This is a genomic window from Rhizobium herbae (assembly GCF_019511375.1).
Taxonomy (GTDB): domain Bacteria; phylum Pseudomonadota; class Alphaproteobacteria; order Rhizobiales; family Rhizobiaceae; genus Pararhizobium; species Pararhizobium herbae_A.
This window is the reverse complement of record NZ_JAEUAO010000007.1, coordinates 235,089-253,229: the sequence shown is the minus strand read 5'-3', so window position 1 is coordinate 253,229 and position 18,141 is coordinate 235,089. Positions and strand designations below refer to the sequence as shown.

Below are 18,141 nucleotides of genomic sequence, written 5' to 3'. Positions count from 1 at the left end.
GCTTAGGAACAGCACCGGGACGGGATAAACGCGGCTTCCCGCAACAATTTACGGGAAGCGCGCAAATGGCCACAAAAGCATGGGAATGCGCTGCGTTTGCATAGCCCGCGCCTTGCCGGTTCGCCCCACAGTCATTATAGACCCACGCAACTTCACCATATGAGGCGGCTCCCCATGGATTTCTTTCCGCATCGCCACCTGCTCGGCATCAAGGGCCTGACGGAACAGGACATCACGCTCCTGCTCGACCGGGCCGACGAAGCCGTCAAGATTTCCCGCCAGAGAGAAAAGAAGACGTCGACGCTGCGCGGCCTGACTCAGATCAACCTCTTTTTCGAAGCCTCGACTCGGACGCAATCCTCCTTCGAGCTTGCCGGCAAACGCCTCGGCGCCGACGTGATGAACATGTCGGTCAGCAATTCTTCGGTGAAGAAGGGCGAGACGCTGATCGATACGGCGATGACGCTGAACGCGATGCATCCTGACGTGCTGGTCGTGCGCCATTCCTCGGCCGGTGCCGCAGCGCTCCTTGCGCAAAAGGTCTCCTGCTCCGTCGTCAACGCCGGCGACGGTCAGCACGAGCACCCCACCCAGGCGCTGCTCGACGCGCTGACGATCCGCCGTGCCAAGGGCAAGCTGTCGCGCATCATCGTCGCCATCTGTGGCGACGTGCTGCATTCGCGCGTCGCCCGCTCCAACATCCTGCTTCTGAACCAGATGGGTGCGCGCGTTCGCGTCGTGGCACCTGCCACTCTGCTGCCGTCGGGGATCGCCGATATGGGCGCCGAGGTCTATCACTCGATGGAAGAAGGGCTGAAGGACGCCGATGTGGTGATGATGCTGCGTCTGCAGCGCGAGCGCATGGCCGGCTCCTTCGTGCCCTCGGTGCGCGAGTATTTCCGCTACTACGGGCTCGACGCCGAAAAGCTGAAGGCGGCCAAGGACGACGCGCTCGTGATGCATCCGGGCCCGATGAACCGCGGCGTCGAGATCGCCTCGGAAATCGCCGACGGGCCGCAGAGCGTGATCGAGCAACAGGTGGAAATGGGGGTCGCGGTGCGCATGGCCGTGATGGAAACGCTTCTTCTCTCGCGGAACCAGGGGCCGCGCACATGACCAATTCCCTCGTCCTGAAAAACCTCCGCATCATCGACCCTTCGCGGGGCCTCGACGAGACCGGCGCGATCATCGTCGAAAACGGCGTCATCCGTGCTGCTGGAAAATCGGCGGAGAACCAGAGCGCTCCGAAGGGAGCTGACCTGCGCGATTGCAGCGGCCTCGTCGCGGTCCCCGGCCTTGTCGATGCCCGCGTCTTCGTCGGCGAACCCGGCGGCGAATATCGCGAAACGATCGAGTCCGCATCACGGGCGGCCGCCGCCGGCGGTGTCACCTCGATCATCACCATGCCGGATACCGATCCTGTCATCGACGATATCGCCCTGGTTGAATTCGTGCAAAAGACTGCGCGCGACAAGGCGTTGGTGAATGTCTATCCCGCAGCGGCGCTCACCAAGCATCTCGACGGCGAGGAAATGACCGAGTTCGGCCTGCTGCGCGAAGCCGGCGCCGTCTGCTTCACCAATGGCCGCGAGCCGGTGCACGACACGCTCGTCCTGCGTCGCGCCATGACCTATGCCCGCGAATTCGGCGCCGTCATCGCGCTCGAGACCCGAGACAAATACCTGGGCGCCGGCGGCGTCATGAACGAGGGCCTGCTCGCCAGCTGGCTCGGCCTCTCCGGCGTACCGCGCGAGGCCGAGATAATCCCGCTCGAGCGCGATCTGCGTATCGCCGGCCTCACCCGCGCCGCCTATCACGCCGCCAAGATTTCCCTGCCCGAATCCGCCGAGGCGATTGCGACGGCGCGCAGGCGCGGCGCGAACGTCACCTGCGGCATCTCGATCAATCACCTGACGCTGAACGAGAACGACATCGGCGAATACCGCACCTTCTTCAAGCTCTCGCCGCCGCTGCGCGGCGAGAACGACCGGGTGGCGATGGTCCAGGCACTGGCCGACGGTACGATCGATATCATCGTCTCCTCGCACGATCCGCAGGACGTCGACACCAAGCGCCTTCCCTTCGCAGATGCCGCCGACGGCGCGATCGGTCTGGAGACGATGCTCGCTGCTGCCCTGCGCCTTTATCACAGCGGCGAAGTGCCGCTGATGCGCCTGATCGATGCGCTGTCCACGCGTCCCGCCCAGATCTTCGGCCTCGATGCCGGAACGCTGAAGCCGGGCGCCAAGGCCGACATCACGCTGATCGATCTCGACGAGCCCTGGATCGTTTCGAAGGAGGCCATCGTCTCCCGTTCGAAAAACACCCCCTTCGAAAATGCCCGCTTTACCGGCCGGGCGGTTCAAACCTATGTTGCAGGAAAACTGGTGCATTCGCTTTGAGTGAGCGTGCGGGTTGCCCCTCATCCGCCCTATCGGGCACCTTCTCGTCGTAAGCGGGGAGAGGGTTAGGGTGAGGGGCAAACGTCCGTCCGGACGGGATTGGGGAGGCAGTACGTGTCCGAAATATTTTCCTGGCCGCTCGGGCCTGCGCCGACGCTCATCAGCCTCATCTTCGGCTATCTGCTGGGCTCTATCCCCTTTGGCCTCATCCTCACCCGAATGGCGGGTCTGGGCGATGTCCGCACGATCGGTTCCGGCAATATCGGCGCGACCAACGTGCTGCGCACGGGCAACAAGAAGCTGGCTGCGGCGACGCTTCTGCTCGACGCCCTGAAGGGAACTGCCGCAGCGGCAATTGCCTCACGCTGGGGTATCGAGGCCGGCCTCGCCGCCGGCTTTGCCGCATTCCTCGGCCATCTCTATCCCGTCTGGCTCGGCTTCAAGGGCGGCAAGGGCATTGCCACCTATATCGGCGTGCTGCTCGGACTGGCACCGATCAGCGTGCTCGTGTTCGCCGCCGTCTGGCTGGCCATGGCCAAGCTGACGCGTTACTCCTCCCTTTCGGCGCTGGTTGCAACATGTGTCGTTCCGGTTGTACTGTTGGCTTCGGGATACGGTAAAATCGGCCTGCTCTTCGTGGTGATGAGCATCATCACCTGGATCAAGCACAGGGCAAATATCCAGCGGTTGCTGGCCGGAACGGAAAGCAAGATCGGACAGAAGGGATAGGGCTGCATGTCGAACGCCGGCGCGGGACGAAACGGGATTGCGCTGACGGAACGACAACGGATTGCCTGGCTGAGGCTGATCCGCAGCGACAATGTCGGCCCCGCGACGTTTCGCGACCTCATCAACCACTTCGGCTCGGCCGAAACGGCGCTTGAAATGCTGCCTGAGCTGTCGCGCCGCGGCGGTTCCACGCGTGCGATCCGCGTAGCCACCGTCGCCGAAGCGGAAAAGGAGCTTGCCAGCGCCCATCGTTTCGGCGCGCGTTTCGTTGGCATCGGCGAGCCCGACTATCCGCCGGCCCTGCGCCAGATCGACGGCGCACCGCCGCTCCTCGCCGTCAAGGGCAATCCGGCCATCGGCACCGTGCCTGCTCTCGGTATCGTCGGCTCGCGCAACGCCTCGATCAGCGGCGCCAAATTTGCCGCCATGATCGCACGCGACGTCGGCCGCGCGGGTTACTCCATCATATCTGGGCTCGCCCGCGGCATCGATACGGCTGCCCATCGTGCCAGCCTCGACACAGGCACGATCGCAGCGCTTGCCGGCGGTCTCGACCAGCCCTACCCGCCCGAAAATATCGGCCTTCTGGACGAGATCACCGACGGCAATGGCTTGGCGATCAGCGAAATGCCGTTCGGCTGGGAACCGCGTGCCCGTGATTTCCCGCGGCGCAACCGCCTGATCGCCGGCGTGAGCCTCGGGCTTGCCGTCATCGAGGCGGCCGCGCGCTCCGGTTCGCTGATTACCGCGCGCTATGCCGCCGATTTCGGCCGGCTCGTCTTTGCCGTGCCCGGCTCGCCGCTCGATCCGCGCTGTCACGGCACCAATGACCTGCTGAAGGATGGGGCGATCGTGACGACGGAGCCGCAGGATATCCTGCAGGCGCTGGCGCCCGTCAGCCGCATCGACCTGTTCACGCCGCCGCAAGCCGAAGAACCCGGCGAATACGAACACGGGCCGATGACGCCGCCGCCCGATGAGAACGATCGTATGCGGATCACTGATGCGCTTGGGCCAACGCCCGTCGAGATCGACGACATCATCCGCCACACCGGCCTTTCCGCATCGGCCGTCTATCTGGTCCTGCTAGAACTGGATCTTGCCGGGCGGCTTCACCGGCATCCCGGCGGCCTTGTTTCTCTCGCCATTGGCGACTGACAGCTGCCTCTTGCCCGACAGGATGTCGCCGGCCTCGACGCAGGCCATCTCGATCAGGTAGCACAGCATGTCTGCGCCTTCGTTGGCGGCGACGCCACGCAGTTCGGCCAACATCTGGCGGATATAGGTGATCCTGTCATGTGTCTGAGCGTCTGTCGTGCCCGCGCCGGGCGATTTCGGAATCATCGATTTTTCCTGCTGTCAATCTATTCCGCCCGCAAACAGGCACATTGGTGCGAGCGCCCTCAGACGTCCCTTGCATGCCAACAACCGCCGTCTCATGAAGCGGAGAGCTCCTTATGCCTCAGTGCAGCCAAGGACATCTTCGCCGGAAATGACGATAACGCATTTATCTTTAATTGCAATATGCGGCAAATCATCTTCAGGTTGTGTTCCGTTGTATTGCCTTATTTTCAACCCGGCACTTGACCGCGGGCGAATCCCTGTCCATGTCGGGGCTTCGGTATTTCCCAATGTGCCGCCTTCTTCCCGGCAGGCACAGCTTTGAACGGTTGCTCTAAGAATATGACCATGAATGTCGTCGTCGTGGAATCGCCTGCAAAGGCGAAGACCATCAACAAGTACCTCGGACCTGGCTACAAGGTGCTCGCCTCGTTCGGCCACGTCCGCGACTTGCCGGCCAAAGACGGCTCCGTTCTGCCGGATGACGATTTCGCCATGCTGTGGGAAGTCGACAGTGCGTCTGCCAAGCGGGTCAAGGACATCGGAGACGCCTTGAAGTCCTCGGACGGCCTCATCCTCGCGACCGACCCGGATCGCGAGGGAGAAGCGATTTCCTGGCACGTGCTCGACCTTCTGAAAAAGAAGAAGCTGATTGGCGACAAACCTGTCCAGCGGGTCGTGTTCAACGCCATCACGAAGAAGGCCGTACTCGATGCCATGGCCAATCCGCGCGATATTGACGTGCCGCTGGTCGACGCTTATCTCGCCCGCCGCGCGCTCGATTACCTCGTCGGCTTCAACCTGTCGCCGGTTCTCTGGCGCAAGCTGCCGGGCGCCCGCTCCGCCGGCCGAGTCCAGTCCGTCGCCCTTCGCCTCGTCTGCGATCGGGAATCCGAAATTGAGCGCTTCGTTTCGGAAGAATACTGGAACCTCTCGGCGCTCCTGAAGACGCCGCGGGGCGATGAATTCGAGGCACGGCTGGTATCGGCCGAAGGCAAGAGGCTGCAACCCCGCTCCATTACCAATGGCGAGGAGGCCGGCAAGCTCAAGGCCCTGCTCGAAGGTGCGGCTTACGTGGTCGAAAGCATCGAGGCGAAGCCCGTCAAACGCAACCCGTCGCCGCCCTTCACCACCTCGACCCTGCAGCAGGCCGCGTCCTCCAAGCTGGGCTTCTCCGCATCCCGCACCATGCAGGTGGCGCAGAAGCTCTATGAAGGTGTCGATCTCGGCGGCGAGACCGTGGGCCTGATCACCTACATGCGTACCGACGGCGTGCAGATGGCCGCGGAAGCGATCGATGCAGCCCGCAGCGCGATCGGCAGCCAGTTCGGCAGCCGCTACGTCCCGGAAAAGGCAAGGCTCTATTCGACCAAGGCGAAGAACGCCCAGGAAGCGCACGAGGCCGTGCGTCCCACCGACTTCAACCGTACACCCGATCAGGTGAAGCGTTTCCTTGATGCCGACCAGTTGCGTCTCTATGACCTGATCTGGAAACGCGGCATCGCCAGCCAGATGGCGTCGGCCGAGATCGAGCGCACCACGGTCGAGATCCTCGCGAACAACAACGGCCGGAAGGCCGGTCTTCGGGCCGTCGGCTCCGTCATCCGCTTCGACGGCTTTATTGCCGCCTATACCGACGCCAAGGAGGACGGCGAGCAGAGCGACGACGGCGACGAGGAAGGCCGCCTCCCCGAAATTAACGCGCGCGAAAACCTCGCCAAGCAGAAGATCAATTCGACCCAGCACTTCACCGAGCCGCCGCCGCGCTATTCGGAGGCCTCGCTGATCAAGAAGATGGAAGAGCTCGGCATCGGCCGTCCCTCCACCTATGCCGCGACGCTCGCGACGCTGCGCGACCGCGAATACGTAACCATCGACAAGCGCAAGCTCGTCCCGGAAGCCAAGGGCCGCCTGGTGACGGCCTTTTTGGAGAGCTTCTTCTCGCGCTACGTCGAGTATGATTTCACCGCGTCGCTGGAAGAAAAGCTCGACCAGATTTCCGCCGGCGAGCTGAATTGGAAGGATGTCCTGCGCGATTTCTGGAAGGACTTTTTCGCCCAGATCGAGGACACCAAGGAACTGCGCGTCACCAATGTTCTGGACGCCTTGAACGAGGAACTTGCGCCACTGGTTTTCCCGAAGCGCGAGGACGGCAGCGACCCGAGGATCTGCCAGGTCTGCGGCACCGGCAAGCTGTCGCTGAAGCTCGGCAGATACGGCGCCTTCGTCGGCTGCTCGAATTATCCGGAGTGCAACTTCACGCGCCAGCTCTCCTCCGACAGCAATGGTAGCGACGAGGCTGCGGTCTCGAACGAACCGCTCGCCCTCGGCAAGGATCCGCATACGGGTGAGGAAATCACGCTGCGGTCCGGCCGTTTCGGGCCGTACGTCCAGCGCGGCGACGGCAAGGAAGCCAAGCGTTCGAGCCTGCCCAAGGGCTGGAAGCCGGCGACCGTCGATCACGAAAAGGCGCTGGCGCTTCTCTCCTTGCCGCGCGACATCGGCGCCCATCCGGAAACAGGCAAGATGATCTCCTCCGGTCTTGGCCGCTATGGGCCGTTCATCCTGCATGACGGCACCTATGCGAATGTCGATTCGATCGAGGACGTCTTCTCGATCGGCCTCAACCGTGCCGTCTCGGTTCTCGCCGACAAGCAGTCGAAGGGACCGGCCGGCCGCGGCCGCACGGCAGCAGCGGCTCTGAAGGAGATCGGCGATCATCCCGAGGGCGGCGCCATTACCGTGCGCGACGGCAAATACGGCCCTTATATCAACTGGGGCAAGGTCAACGCGACCCTGCCGAAGGGCAAGGATCCCGCATCGGTGACGCTGGAGGAAGCGCTGCCCCTGATCGCCGAGCGCATCGCCAAGGGGGGTATCAAGCCAACCAAGGCGAAGGCAACCAGAACGGCAAAGCCAAAGGCGGCAAAGGCTGAAGGCACGACGGCCAAGACCGCCAAGCCCAAAGCCGTGGGCAAACCCAAGGCGGCCGCCAAGCCGAAAACGGCCGCCAAAGCCAAGAAGGCCTGAACGTGACCAGGACACCGCGCGATCGACCCGAACGACCCGGCAAGCCTGCAGTCCGGCTCGGACGCGCGGGCAAGAAGATGCCTGCTCCTGCCGATGACACCGTGATAATCCACGGCGCCGTACCGCCGCGCGATATCCTCATGCGGTTCATCGCCGACAATCCGGACAAGGCCTCGAAGCGCGAGATTTCCAAGGCCTTCGGCCTGAAGGGCGAAACGCGCGTCGAGCTCAAGGCACTCCTTCGCGAGCTCGAAGAAGAGGGCATGCTTGAGAAGAAGCGCAAGTCGCTGGTGCGTCCCGGCGCCCTGCCCCCGGTTACCGTGCTCGACATCACCACCCGCGACAAGGACGGTGAACTGATCGGCCGACCCGCCGAATGGCCGGAGGACGCGGGCGTTGCACCGGCTGTCGCCATCCGCCAATCAAGCGTCGGCAAGGCCAAGGGCAAGACGCCGGTCGGTGGGCTCGGCGACCGGGTGCTTGCAAAGATTTTCCCCTCCAAGGACCGCGCCGGCCCGGCCTACACGGCGCGCATCGTCAAGGTCCTCGACAGGAAACGCAGCGGCAACGCCGCGCTCGGCGTCTTCCGTGCATCACCCGACGGCGGCGGTCGCATCATCCCGATCGAAAAGCGTGGCGAGGAACTGCAGGTCGATGCCGGTCATGAGGGACAGGCCCAGGATGGCGATCTGGTCGAGGTCGAAATCGCCCGCCTCGGCCGGTTCGGCCTGCCGCGCGCCCAGGTGAAGTCGATCATCGGCTCGGTTGCGACGGAAAAGGCGATCTCGATGATCGCGATCCACGCACACGGCATTCCCTACATTTTCCCCGACAGCGTTATTCGCGAAGCGGAGGCCGCCGGTCCAGCCACCATGTCGCACCGCGAGGACTGGCGCTCGCTGCCGCTGATCACCATCGATCCGGCGGATGCCAAGGACCACGACGACGCGGTGCATGCAGAGCCGGATCCCTCGCCGGAAAACCCGGGCGGCGTCATCGTCACCGTCGCAATCGCCGACGTCTCCTGGTACGTGCGGCCGAAATCGGCGCTCGACCAGGAAGCCCTGAAGCGTGGCAATTCGGTCTATTTCCCCGACCGAGTCGTGCCCATGCTGCCCGAGCGGATATCCAACGAGCTCTGCTCGCTGAAGCAAGGTGTCGACCGGCCGGCGCTTGCCGTGCGCATGCGATTTTCAAAGGAAGGCCGCAAGGCCGGCCACACCTTCCACCGCATCATGATGAGGAGTGCGGCAAAGCTCTCCTATCAACAGGCGCAGGCAGCGATCGACGGCAACCCGGACGACCAGACCGGACCGCTGCTCGAACCGATCCTGAAGCCGCTCTGGGATGCCTACCGCATCCTGACACGTGGGCGCGACCGGCGTCAGCCGCTCGAGCTCAACATGCCCGAGCGCAAGATCATCCTCAAGCCGGACGGCACCGTCGACCGGGTTTTCGTGCCCGACCGCCTCGATGCGCACAAGCTGATCGAGGAGATGATGATCCAGGCGAACGTCGCCGCTGCCGAAACTCTGGAGATCAAGCGCCAGCCACTGGTCTACCGCGTCCACGACGCGCCGTCTCTGGCCAAGCAGGAAAGCCTGCGCGAGTTTCTCGCCACCTTGGACCTCTCCCTGGTCAAGGGCGGCAACCTGCGCTCCAACCATTTCAACGGCATCCTGTCGAAAGCCGAAGGCCAGCCCTACGAGACCATGGTCAACGAGATGGTGCTGCGCTCGCAGAGCCAGGCGATCTACAGCCCCGAGAATATCGGCCATTTCGGCCTTAACCTGATGAAATACGCGCATTTCACCTCGCCCATCCGCCGCTATGCGGACCTGATCGTGCATCGGGCGCTGGTCGGCACGCTCGGACTTGGCGAAGGCGGCATCACGCCGGCCGAAGAAGCGGCGCTCAACGATATCGCAGCGGAGATCTCGACGTTCGAGCGCCGCGCGATGGCGGCCGAGCGGGACACGGTCGACCGGCTGATTGCGCATCACCTCAGCGGCCGGATCAACGAGGAATTCGACGGGCGCATATCAGGGGTGACCAAATCGGGACTATTTGTCACCCTTCCGGCCTATGGCGCTGATGGTTTCGTGCCTATATCTACGCTGGGTCGCGACTATTTCATTTATGACGAGGCGCATCAGGCCCTGTCCGGTGAAAAAACCGGGCTCGGCTACCGCCTCGGTGATCCGGTCCGAGTCAAACTGGTGGAAGCCGTGCCGCTCGCCGGCGCGCTCCGCTTCGAAATGCTCAGCGAAGGACGCAAGATGCCGACGGCGACCCGATCCTTCCACAAATCCGGCCGCCGGGACCGCAGCGGCGCTCGCAAGATGCCGGGAACGCGACCGGCGCGCGGCAGGCGATAAGGACGTGAAGGCAATGCCTGCGTCCGCAATAGAGGAAATGGACATGCAGGCAACTGGCAGCACTCCGCAACCCGTCCGCTTCGAGCAGACGCGCGATGCCCAACGTCCCGTCGGCCGATCGATCAGGCGCGGGTTTTTGAACACCTGCCCGGCCTGCGGCAGCGGCAGGCTGTTCGGCCGATTCCTGAAGGCCGTGCATGCCTGCGAAGCCTGCGGCGAGCAACTCGATCAACACCGTGCCGACGATTTTCCGCCCTACATCGTTGTGACGATCATGGGCCATGTCGTGCTGGCCGGTTTCATGGCGACGGAAATGATCCTGCCGCTCTCAAACTGGGGCCATCTGGCTATCTGGGCGCCCGTCACCATTCTCGGTTCGATCGGGCTGATGCAGCCCGTCAAGGGTAGCGTCATCGGCCTGCAGTGGGCCCTGCGCATGCATGGCTTCGGCAGCCATGAGGATTCGCCCGAAGACGTTCTTCCCGTCACGGACCATACTGCGTGACGGTTACGGGTGACGGGCTGGCGAAAACGCCGCCTTCCAATGCGCCGGGATCGCGTTCGCCACGACCGCGCGATGCCGCATCGATCATGCTGCTCGATCGTTCACAGGCTCACGTGCGCGTGCTCGTCGGCAGGCGCCACAAGGCGCATGTCTTCATGCCGGATCTGCACGTATTTCCCGGCGGGCGCAGGGACGCTTCGGACCATAGACTGCCTTGGGCCGGCGACATGCAACCCGCCGTATTGGAGCGCCTGAGGACCTGCCACGGGCATCGCGCCTCGGAAAGCCGGCTGCGCGCCATCGCGCTTGCCGCCCTTCGCGAGCTCCATGAAGAGGCAGGCATCGCCATCGGCCGCAGAGACGGCGGAAACATAAGGTTACCTTTCCTTCCCGATCTGACAAACTTGCGCTATATGGCTCGGGCGATTACCCCTCCGGGATTTCCGCGCCGGTTCGACACGCATTTTTTCGCCCTTTTTACGGACGAGGCGGGTGTGGACCCGAAGGACATCCGCGACAGCCGGGAGCTCGAGGATTTGAGATGGATTGATGTGGACGACGTTTCGGCCGTGCGCATGCCCGACATCACCGGGATCATCCTTGGCGATTTGAGGGCCAGTCTCGAAGCCGATGCTTCTCTGCCCTTTGGAAGGCCAGTGCCGTTCTACTACACGCGTCATGGACGATTCGTCCGCGACCTTCTCTAAGGAATTTCATCGCATGAAACAGCCGCCGTCCGGCACGCCAGCGCCGGTTGAGGAGATACACTGGCCGTCGCTGATCGCCGCCATCGCCTCCATCACGGCCGTGGGGATCGCGATCGGCCTCGGCCTGCCGCTGCTCAGCATTATCATGGAAAAGCGCGGCATCTCCTCGACGCTCATCGGCCTGAACTCGGCGATGGCCGGGCTTGCCTCGATGGCGGCGGCCGCCGTCACGGCAAAGACCGCCCACAATTACGGCGTCGCCAACACGATGCTGCTGGCCATCCTCCTTGCAGCGATCAGCGCACTCGGCTTCTACTACATCGAAAATTTCTGGCTCTGGTTTCCTCTGCGCGTCGTTTTCCACGGCGCCATCACCGTATTGTTCGTCCTGTCGGAATTCTGGATCAACGCCACTGCGCCCCCCAGCCGCCGCGGGCTCGTCCTCGGCATCTACGGCACCATCCTGTCCTTGGGATTTGCCGCCGGCCCCCTGCTCTTCTCCATCCTCGGCAGCGAGGGCATCCTGCCCTTTGCCTTCGGAGCCGGGGTGATTCTGCTGTCGGCGATACCGATTTTCCTTGCCCGCAATGAAAGCCCGGTACTCGACGAGAAGCCCGAGCTGCATTTCATGCGCTACGTCTTCCTGGTGCCGACGGCGACCGCTGCAGTGTTTATTTTCGGCGCGGTCGAATCAGGCGGGCTGTCGCTGTTTCCCATCTACGGAACGCGCACCGGCTTCACCGAAGCGCAGGCGGCCCTGCTTCTGACCGTCATGGGCGTCGGCAATGTGATTTTCCAAATCCCGCTCGGCATGCTGTCGGACCACATGAAGGACAGGCGCAATCTTCTGGCAATGATGACCGTCGTCGGATTGGCCGGTGCACTGTGTCTGCCGCTGCTGCAGGGCAACTGGTGGCTGATGGCGGTCGTGCTTCTGTTTTGGGGCGGCAGCGTCTCGGGCCTTTACACCGTGGGCTTGAGCCATCTCGGCTCGCGCCTGCACGGCGCCGACCTCGCGGCCGCCAATGCCGCCTTCATCTTCTGCTATGCGATCGGCACGGTGGCCGGTCCGCAGGCAATCGGGGCTGCCATGGACATCGCCGGCAACGACGGTTTTGCCTGGTCGATCGCCGCATTCTTCGGGCTTTATGTGATACTTTCCGTGGCCAGGATCGTTTTCAACCCAAAACGGACTTGACTTTTCGGGCGCGATTTGTAGTTTCGCGCCAAGTTTGCCGGGACCCTCACTGGATGTCCGCGGCTTTGTTTTTTTATAAAGGCAGGACGACCATGGCGAAAGCTGCAAAAATCAAGATCAAGCTGCTGTCGACGGCCGACACGGGTTTCTTCTATGTAACCTCGAAGAACAGCCGCACCAAGACGGACAAGATGTCCTTTACGAAGTACGACCCGGTCGTCCGCAAGCACGTCGAATTCAAGGAAACCAAGATCAAGTAAGATCGGTCTTCCTTCGGGAATGCAAAGGCGCCAGCTGAAAAGCCTGGCGCTTTTTTGTTGCGCGGTGCTGGGAGCGAATCGACCCGGCCGCCATCTCACATACCGCTGCCGCGAATCAAAACGCCGTCCCTGGACAGGGACGGCGCTTGAATGGGTGTCGACTGATCGAAACCGCGGCACGAGGAACCGCATTGGTCACAGACCAGTCGACAAACCCCACGACCCAGGAGATGCGGCGGACCTGACATCATGGGGTACTCGATAGGAGTTCATTCTCCCTTACCGATGAGAATTGACTGAAAATAAAAAAAAATCAATGAATTCTTAACCAAAGCCCAAGGGCGCGCGCAGACATGGTTAATTTTACCATTGCCTTATAGAGGACTCGCGCAGATTTCGAACGGTATGTGCCCTCGGAGGGCTGCTTTGTAAAAGTAATATGATATTTTCATAAAATGAGCGAATAGCAATACGAAAAAACTCAGGCAGCAGTCTCCAATACATTAATATATTGATTTCATTTATTTTAATTTTTGGAACTGACGATTGACCGATCCGCCCAGCCCCGCATCGCCTGGCTTTCGACGGCAATCATGACATGCATCTTGCGGCGCAGACGCGTTTGGCGCTTAGCTCGGTAAGCCGGCTGAGCTAAATCTGTTTTTCTGTGGAAAACTGCGCCATATGCGGAAATTTTGTGCCAGTTTGGTTCAGGCTGCAGCGGCAACCACCTGGTTCCTGCCGTTATTTTTGGCCTGATAGAGCGCGGTGTCAGCGCGCTTCAGCAGAGCCTCCGGCGTGTCGCCAGCCGGATTGAGCGTCGCTATTCCCAGGGACGCCGTTACCGATAGAACTATATCGGTGTTCTGCAAGGAAAACGGCCTGTCCTCGACGATCGTGCGCAGGCGTTCGGCAATGGCGGCAGCCGCGTCTGCGGGTGTGTCGGGCATGACCAGGACGAACTCTTCGCCGCCAAACCGGCAGGCAAGATCGGCGCCGCGCACCGTCGAGCGGACCCGGTGGGCAAATTCGCGCAGCACCTCGTCGCCGGCGTCGTGCCCATAAGTATCGTTGACGCTCTTGAACCGGTCGATATCAGTGATGCAGATCGACAGGGGGCGGCCGCGGGCAATGGCACGATCGACCAGCAGCTTCAGGTGGCTGTCGAGATAGCGGCGATTATGCAGCCCGGTCAGTCCGTCGGTCACCGCAAGTTCAATGGTCTGTTTGACGCTGGTCCGAAGCCGGTCATTGCAATGCTTGCGGCGGATCTGTGTCAGGCTGCGCGCGACGAGCTCGTTTGGATCGACCGGACGCATCAGATAATCGGTAACACCGAGATCGAGCGCGCGCACGACCAATTCCTCATGCCCCTGCTCGGCAACCAGCAGGAGCGGAATATAGCGCGTGCGCTCCAGCGAACGGAGCTGGGAGCAGAGCCGCAGGGGGTCATAGTTGTCGAAATTGGAATTGACGATGACGAGATCGAAGCTGTTTTCGGCTGCCTCGAACAATGCGGCCTGCGGATCCGACATCGCCGCCACTTCGGCGACGGGCTTGAGCGCGCGAACCAGCCGCTCCTGCGAGCTGCCGCGGCCATCGACCAACAGCACCTTGCCGACTTCGTCGGGTCGATCCGCGGACGTCAGGTCGGCCAGGCCGACGCTGTGGGCCGTTTCGGCGCGCAGACGCAGCTCATCGCTGACATTCTTCAGCCGCACGAGGCTCTTGACCCGCGACATCAGTTGCAGGTCGTTGACCGGTTTGGTGAGGAAATCGTCAGCACCGGCCTTCAGGCCGCGCACCCGGTCGGACGGCTGGTCGAGCGCCGTCACCATGACGACAGGAATATGGGCCGTGCGGGTATTCGCTTTCAGGCGCTCGCAGACTTCGAAGCCGTCGATACCGGGCATCATGATATCGAGCAGGATCAGATCGACCGGCTGCGTGTCGCAGATTGCCAGCGCTTGATAACCGTCGGTAGCCGTCAGCACGTCGAAATACTCGGCCAGGAGCCGTGCTTCCAGCAGCTTGACGTTGGCCGGTATGTCATCGACGACAAGAATACGCGCGGTCATGCAATCTTTCCTGCCAATGGCGCCTGACGTTGCATCAAGCGCAAATCTCGTTAAAGGCGGCCTGCGGACGCCGCCCGGCGCGCATCAGGCGTCGCCCAAATAGGTCTTGATGGTTTCAATAAATTTCGGCACCGAGATCGGCTTGGAGACATAGGCCTCGCAGCCGCCCTGCCTGATTCGCTCCTCGTCGCCCTTCATGGCAAAGGCCGTGACGGCAATGACGGGGATTACATGCAATTCGTCATCTTCCTTCAGCCACTTGGTCACCTCGAGTCCGGAAACCTCCGGAAGCTGGATGTCCATCAAGATCAGGTCCGGGCGATGTTTTCGCGCAAGATCAAGGGCTTCCATACCATTGCGGGTCTGGATGGTCGTGTAACCGGACGCCTCGATCAGGTCACGAAAGAGCTTCATATTCAGCTCGTTATCTTCAACTATCATCACCTGCTTGGGCATTTCGATCCCTTGTTTTACGGCTCCGGCTTTGCAAGCCCGGCGCATCCAGATAAGTTGCGCGCGGACGATTTCACCTGTTCCCGGAAACCTGATGCTAGAGCTATTTGGTTGAAAAACAGGTAATATTCGGTGGAAAAATCACCTGAACGAGACATAGGAAAGACGCCTTTGACAGCCGCGGAAGAAACAGCCATCGCCATCCTTTCGTGGCTGGCAAACGAGCCGGAACTGCTGGGCCGTTTCCTGGCGTTGACAGGCACCGATCCGTCCTCCCTGCGCCATGCCGCGGCCGATCCCGGCTTCCTGGCGGGGGTCGTCGATTTCCTGATGGGCCATGAACCGACGCTTCTTGCCTTCTGCGCGGCGACCAGCACCCGGCCCGAAGACGTGGTGCGGGCACATATGGTACTGTCCGGTCCGCCCGGAGGCTTCTGACGATGGCCGAACTGCTCGACATCAGCCATGTCCGGCTGACGAAGCGGCCGTTGATTGTTTGCGATATCGACGAGGTAGTGCTCGAGTTCCTGACACCGTTCCGCGATTTCCTGCGCTCGCGCGGCCACGACCTCTTGCCGCGATCGTTCCGCCTGCATGGCAACATCGTGCACCTCAACAGCGGCGAAGCGATCGCCGACGATCTGGTCTCCGCCCTGCAGGAGGAGTTCTTCTTGCGGCAGGCGGAGTGGCAGATGCCGGCGGAGCTTGCGGTCGAGACGCTGGCCGAACTCGCGGGCGAGGCGGACATCGTTTTCCTGACGGCCATGCCGCCTCGCCACGCCACGGTTCGCCGCGCCCTGCTCGACCGTTTCAGCCTCGACTATCCGTTGCTTGCGAGCGAAGAAGCCAAGGGTCCCATCGTCAAGCGACTGCAGGCTGGGCGGGCAGTGCCCTTCGCGTTCATCGACGATATCTGGCGAAATCTTCATTCCGTTCGCGAACACGCCCCGGACTGCCTTCTCGTCAACCTGATGGTCAATGCCGATTTTCGGGCTCTTGCGCCGGATCCGGGAGAAGGCATCAGCAAAGCCGGCGACTGGACCGACGTCGCGCAGATCGTCCGCGCGCATATTTCCCGCTGAAGTCCGCGTCGTTTCCATCAGCGCAGCTCCAACCGCATCAGCGGGCGTCCATCCTTGCGTCTGGCCACCTCGGCAAAGCCGGCGGCCTCGAAAACGCGCGTCGAACCGACATAAAGGCCGATCGATTTCGACTGCTTGGTCCTGTCGATCGGACAGGCCTCCAGAACGCGTGCCGCATTGTCCCTGGCAAAGGCGATGGCTTGCGCCAGCATTCTGTGGCTCATCCCCTTCCCGCGTTCGGCGCGCGGCATGTAGAAGCAGCTGACAGCCCAGACAGCGGGATCTGTCGCGTCCTCGGGCGCAAGCGGCCTCGATACCGTCCTAGGCGAGTTCCATTGCGGCAGCTCGGCGCGCGGGCCGACCTGCACCCAGGCGATCGCCTGCCCGCGGCGATAGCCGAGAAGGCCGGGCGGCGGCCCTTGAGCCACGCGGTCGTGCATGAACATCCGTCTGGCATCCGCGTTCATCGCCTGGCGCTCTTTCGCAGGAACCCGAAAATACGTGCACCAGCAGCCGTAGCAGGCGCCCTGCGGTCCGAAAAGCGTCGCAAAATCATCCCAACGATCCGGCGTCAGCGGCCGTGCTTCAACATCTTCCGGGTTCACGTTCCCCTTCCCTTGCGTCTTGAGACTCGGCAGTTTACGGCGTAACCTGACGTCGTTCAACATTTGTTCTCATCATGACCGCAAACGAAGCCGCCACCCCGGGTTTTTGCCGCGACTGCCTGCACCAGGCGACGGGCCGACGACGTTGTTCGGCCTGCGGCAGCCCGCGGCTCATCTACCATGCAGAACTCCACCAGCTGACGCTTGCGCATATCGATTGCGACGCCTTCTATGCGTCCGTCGAGAAACGCGACAATCCGGATCTCGCCGACAAGCCGGTGATCATTGGCGGCGGCAAGCGCGGTGTCGTCTCGACCGCCTGCTATATTGCCCGCATCCACGGTGTTCGCTCCGCCATGCCGATGTTCAAGGCGCTGGAGGCCTGCCCGCAGGCGGTCGTCATCAAACCGGACATGGAGAAATATGTCCGGGTCGGCCGGCAGGTCCGCACGCTGATGCAGGAGCTGACGCCCCTCGTGCAGCCGCTGTCTATCGACGAGGCCTTCCTCGAGCTCAAGGGCACGGAGCGGCTGCATCACGATCCCCCTGCCCGGACGCTTGCCAAGTTCGCCCGCCGCGTCGAGCAGGAGATCGGCATCACCGTCTCGGTCGGCCTCTCCTACTGCAAGTTCCTCGCCAAGGTCGCCTCCGACCTGCAGAAGCCGCGCGGCTTTTCGGTCATCGGCGCTGCCGAGGCCTTGGATTTCCTCAGGGAGAAACCGGTCACGTTGATCTGGGGTGTCGGCAAGGCCTTTGCCGCGACGCTGGAGCGCGACGGCATCCGCACCATAGGCCAGCTGCAGACGATGGAAGAAACCGAGCTAATGAAGCGATACGGCACGTTGGGCCAGCGCCTCTATCGCCTCTCGCGCGGCCAGGACGAACGCTCCGTTGAAATAAACGGCGAAGCCAAAAGCGTTTCCTCCGAAACCACCTTCAACGACGATCTCTGCGACTATGACGACCTGGTTGCGCATCTGCGCCGGTTGAGCGAGCAGGTGGCTGACCGGTTGAGGAAGGCCGATATCGCCGGCCAGACCGTCGTCTTGAAGCTGAAGACCGCCGACTTCAAGACCCGGACCCGCAACCGCCGCCTCGACAGCCCGACCCGGCTCGCCGACCGCATCTTCCGCACCGGCATGCAGCTTCTCGACAGGGAAACCGATGGCACGAAATTCCGCCTGATCGGTATCGGCGTCACTGATCTTTCCGATAGGGACCGCGCCGACCCGCCCGACCTGGTGGATGCCCAGGCCACGCGGCGGGCGGCGGCGGAAGCGGCGATCAACGCGTTGCGCGACAAGTTCGGCAAGGCGACGGTCGAGACCGGCTATACCTTCGGCAAGGGCCGGCGCGAGCGGTAGCGCAATCAG

General features: G+C 62.4%; 17 protein-coding genes. 13 read left to right on the top strand and 4 right to left on the bottom strand.

Going from position 1 to position 18,141, the window contains the following annotated elements:
• Positions 1–174: 174 nt before the first annotated feature.
• From JNB71_RS23410 to dprA, 4 genes are all read left to right on the top strand, one after another.
• Positions 175–1,116, top strand: coding sequence for an aspartate carbamoyltransferase catalytic subunit (locus tag JNB71_RS23410; RefSeq protein ID WP_220374169.1), 942 nt, complete (start codon positions 175–177; stop codon positions 1,114–1,116).
• Positions 1,113–2,402: a dihydroorotase gene (locus JNB71_RS23405; RefSeq protein WP_220374168.1), complete on the top strand. Its 1,290-nt coding sequence runs from the start codon at positions 1,113–1,115 to the stop codon at positions 2,400–2,402. The genes JNB71_RS23410 and JNB71_RS23405 overlap by 4 nt, the downstream gene beginning before the upstream one ends.
• Positions 2,403–2,516: 114 nt before the next feature.
• Positions 2,517–3,131, top strand: a complete 615-nt coding sequence (gene plsY / locus JNB71_RS23400) for a glycerol-3-phosphate 1-O-acyltransferase PlsY (protein ID WP_220374167.1) — start codon at positions 2,517–2,519, stop codon at positions 3,129–3,131.
• Between the two features lie 6 nt (positions 3,132–3,137).
• On the top strand, positions 3,138–4,289 hold the full coding sequence (gene dprA, locus JNB71_RS23395; protein WP_220374166.1) for a DNA-processing protein DprA: 1,152 nt from the start codon (positions 3,138–3,140) through the stop codon (positions 4,287–4,289).
• On the opposite strand, the gene JNB71_RS23390 is transcribed toward dprA, so the two are convergent.
• Positions 4,218–4,475, bottom strand: a complete 258-nt coding sequence (locus tag JNB71_RS23390; protein WP_220374165.1) for a hypothetical protein — start codon at positions 4,473–4,475, stop codon at positions 4,218–4,220. The genes dprA and JNB71_RS23390 overlap by 72 nt on opposite strands.
• Before the next feature lie 345 nt (positions 4,476–4,820).
• On the opposite strand from JNB71_RS23390, the gene topA reads away from it, so the two are divergent.
• The 6 genes from topA to rpmG all read left to right on the top strand — a co-directional run bounded on the left by topA (position 4,821) and on the right by rpmG (position 12,550).
• Positions 4,821–7,502 (top strand): type I DNA topoisomerase, encoded by a 2,682-nt coding sequence (topA, locus tag JNB71_RS23385; RefSeq protein WP_220374164.1) that lies wholly within the window; start codon positions 4,821–4,823, stop codon positions 7,500–7,502.
• A 2-nt stretch (positions 7,503–7,504) separates the two neighbouring features.
• A complete protein-coding gene (gene rnr / locus JNB71_RS23380; RefSeq protein WP_220374163.1) occupies positions 7,505–9,880 on the top strand; it encodes a ribonuclease R in 2,376 nt (791 codons plus the stop codon).
• Positions 9,881–9,923: 43 nt separating this feature from the next.
• A complete protein-coding gene (locus JNB71_RS23375) occupies positions 9,924–10,385 on the top strand; it encodes a DUF983 domain-containing protein (protein ID WP_220374162.1) in 462 nt (153 codons plus the stop codon).
• The gene (locus JNB71_RS23370) at positions 10,382–11,092 is read left to right on the top strand and encodes an NUDIX hydrolase (protein WP_220374161.1); all 711 of its coding nucleotides are present in this window, start codon (positions 10,382–10,384) and stop codon (positions 11,090–11,092) included. The genes JNB71_RS23375 and JNB71_RS23370 overlap by 4 nt, the downstream gene beginning before the upstream one ends.
• A 13-nt stretch (positions 11,093–11,105) precedes the next feature.
• The gene (locus JNB71_RS23365) at positions 11,106–12,290 is read left to right on the top strand and encodes an MFS transporter (RefSeq protein ID WP_220374160.1); all 1,185 of its coding nucleotides are present in this window, start codon (positions 11,106–11,108) and stop codon (positions 12,288–12,290) included.
• Between the two features lie 92 nt (positions 12,291–12,382).
• Entirely contained in the window at positions 12,383–12,550 is a 168-nt protein-coding gene (rpmG, locus tag JNB71_RS23360; RefSeq protein ID WP_018325943.1) for a 50S ribosomal protein L33, read from the top strand.
• A gap of 710 nt (positions 12,551–13,260) precedes the next feature.
• Here the strand turns inward: rpmG and JNB71_RS23355 are convergent.
• The gene (locus JNB71_RS23355; RefSeq protein WP_220374159.1) at positions 13,261–14,628 is read right to left on the bottom strand and encodes a PleD family two-component system response regulator; all 1,368 of its coding nucleotides are present in this window, start codon (positions 14,626–14,628) and stop codon (positions 13,261–13,263) included.
• An 84-nt stretch (positions 14,629–14,712) separates the two neighbouring features.
• The gene (locus tag JNB71_RS23350; RefSeq protein ID WP_003547430.1) at positions 14,713–15,084 is read right to left on the bottom strand and encodes a response regulator; all 372 of its coding nucleotides are present in this window, start codon (positions 15,082–15,084) and stop codon (positions 14,713–14,715) included.
• A gap of 168 nt (positions 15,085–15,252) precedes the next feature.
• On the opposite strand from JNB71_RS23350, the gene JNB71_RS23345 reads away from it, so the two are divergent.
• Positions 15,253–15,519 (top strand): DUF3572 domain-containing protein, encoded by a 267-nt coding sequence (locus JNB71_RS23345; protein WP_220374158.1) that lies wholly within the window; start codon positions 15,253–15,255, stop codon positions 15,517–15,519.
• Between the two features lie 2 nt (positions 15,520–15,521).
• Positions 15,522–16,163: a hypothetical protein gene (locus JNB71_RS23340; RefSeq protein ID WP_220374157.1), complete on the top strand. Its 642-nt coding sequence runs from the start codon at positions 15,522–15,524 to the stop codon at positions 16,161–16,163.
• Between the two features lie 17 nt (positions 16,164–16,180).
• On the opposite strand, the gene JNB71_RS23335 is transcribed toward JNB71_RS23340, so the two are convergent.
• A complete protein-coding gene (locus JNB71_RS23335; RefSeq protein WP_220374156.1) occupies positions 16,181–16,768 on the bottom strand; it encodes a GNAT family N-acetyltransferase in 588 nt (195 codons plus the stop codon).
• 74 nt (positions 16,769–16,842) lie between these two features.
• Between JNB71_RS23335 and JNB71_RS23330 the strand changes: the two genes are divergently transcribed.
• The gene (locus JNB71_RS23330; RefSeq protein ID WP_220374155.1) at positions 16,843–18,132 is read left to right on the top strand and encodes a DNA polymerase IV; all 1,290 of its coding nucleotides are present in this window, start codon (positions 16,843–16,845) and stop codon (positions 18,130–18,132) included.
• Positions 18,133–18,141 lie beyond the last annotated feature (9 nt).

Bases quoted from the DNA above. Each gene is read 5' to 3' on its own strand.
- JNB71_RS23350 (WP_003547430.1), bottom strand. From the start codon at position 15,084: ATGCCCAAGCAGGTGATGATAGTTGAAGATAACGAGCTGAATATGAAG.
- JNB71_RS23330 (WP_220374155.1), top strand. From the start codon at position 16,843: ATGACCGCAAACGAAGCCGCCACCCCGGGTTTTTGCCGCGACTGCCTG.
- JNB71_RS23405 (WP_220374168.1), top strand. From the start codon at position 1,113: ATGACCAATTCCCTCGTCCTGAAAAACCTCCGCATCATCGACCCTTCG.
- topA (WP_220374164.1), top strand. From the start codon at position 4,821: ATGAATGTCGTCGTCGTGGAATCGCCTGCAAAGGCGAAGACCATCAAC.
- JNB71_RS23375 (WP_220374162.1), top strand. From the start codon at position 9,924: ATGCAGGCAACTGGCAGCACTCCGCAACCCGTCCGCTTCGAGCAGACG.
- JNB71_RS23355 (WP_220374159.1), bottom strand. From the start codon at position 14,628: ATGACCGCGCGTATTCTTGTCGTCGATGACATACCGGCCAACGTCAAG.
- dprA (WP_220374166.1), top strand. From the start codon at position 3,138: ATGTCGAACGCCGGCGCGGGACGAAACGGGATTGCGCTGACGGAACGA.
- JNB71_RS23390 (WP_220374165.1), bottom strand. From the start codon at position 4,475: ATGATTCCGAAATCGCCCGGCGCGGGCACGACAGACGCTCAGACACAT.
- JNB71_RS23410 (WP_220374169.1), top strand. From the start codon at position 175: ATGGATTTCTTTCCGCATCGCCACCTGCTCGGCATCAAGGGCCTGACG.
- JNB71_RS23340 (WP_220374157.1), top strand. From the start codon at position 15,522: ATGGCCGAACTGCTCGACATCAGCCATGTCCGGCTGACGAAGCGGCCG.
- rpmG (WP_018325943.1), top strand. From the start codon at position 12,383: ATGGCGAAAGCTGCAAAAATCAAGATCAAGCTGCTGTCGACGGCCGAC.
- JNB71_RS23365 (WP_220374160.1), top strand. From the start codon at position 11,106: ATGAAACAGCCGCCGTCCGGCACGCCAGCGCCGGTTGAGGAGATACAC.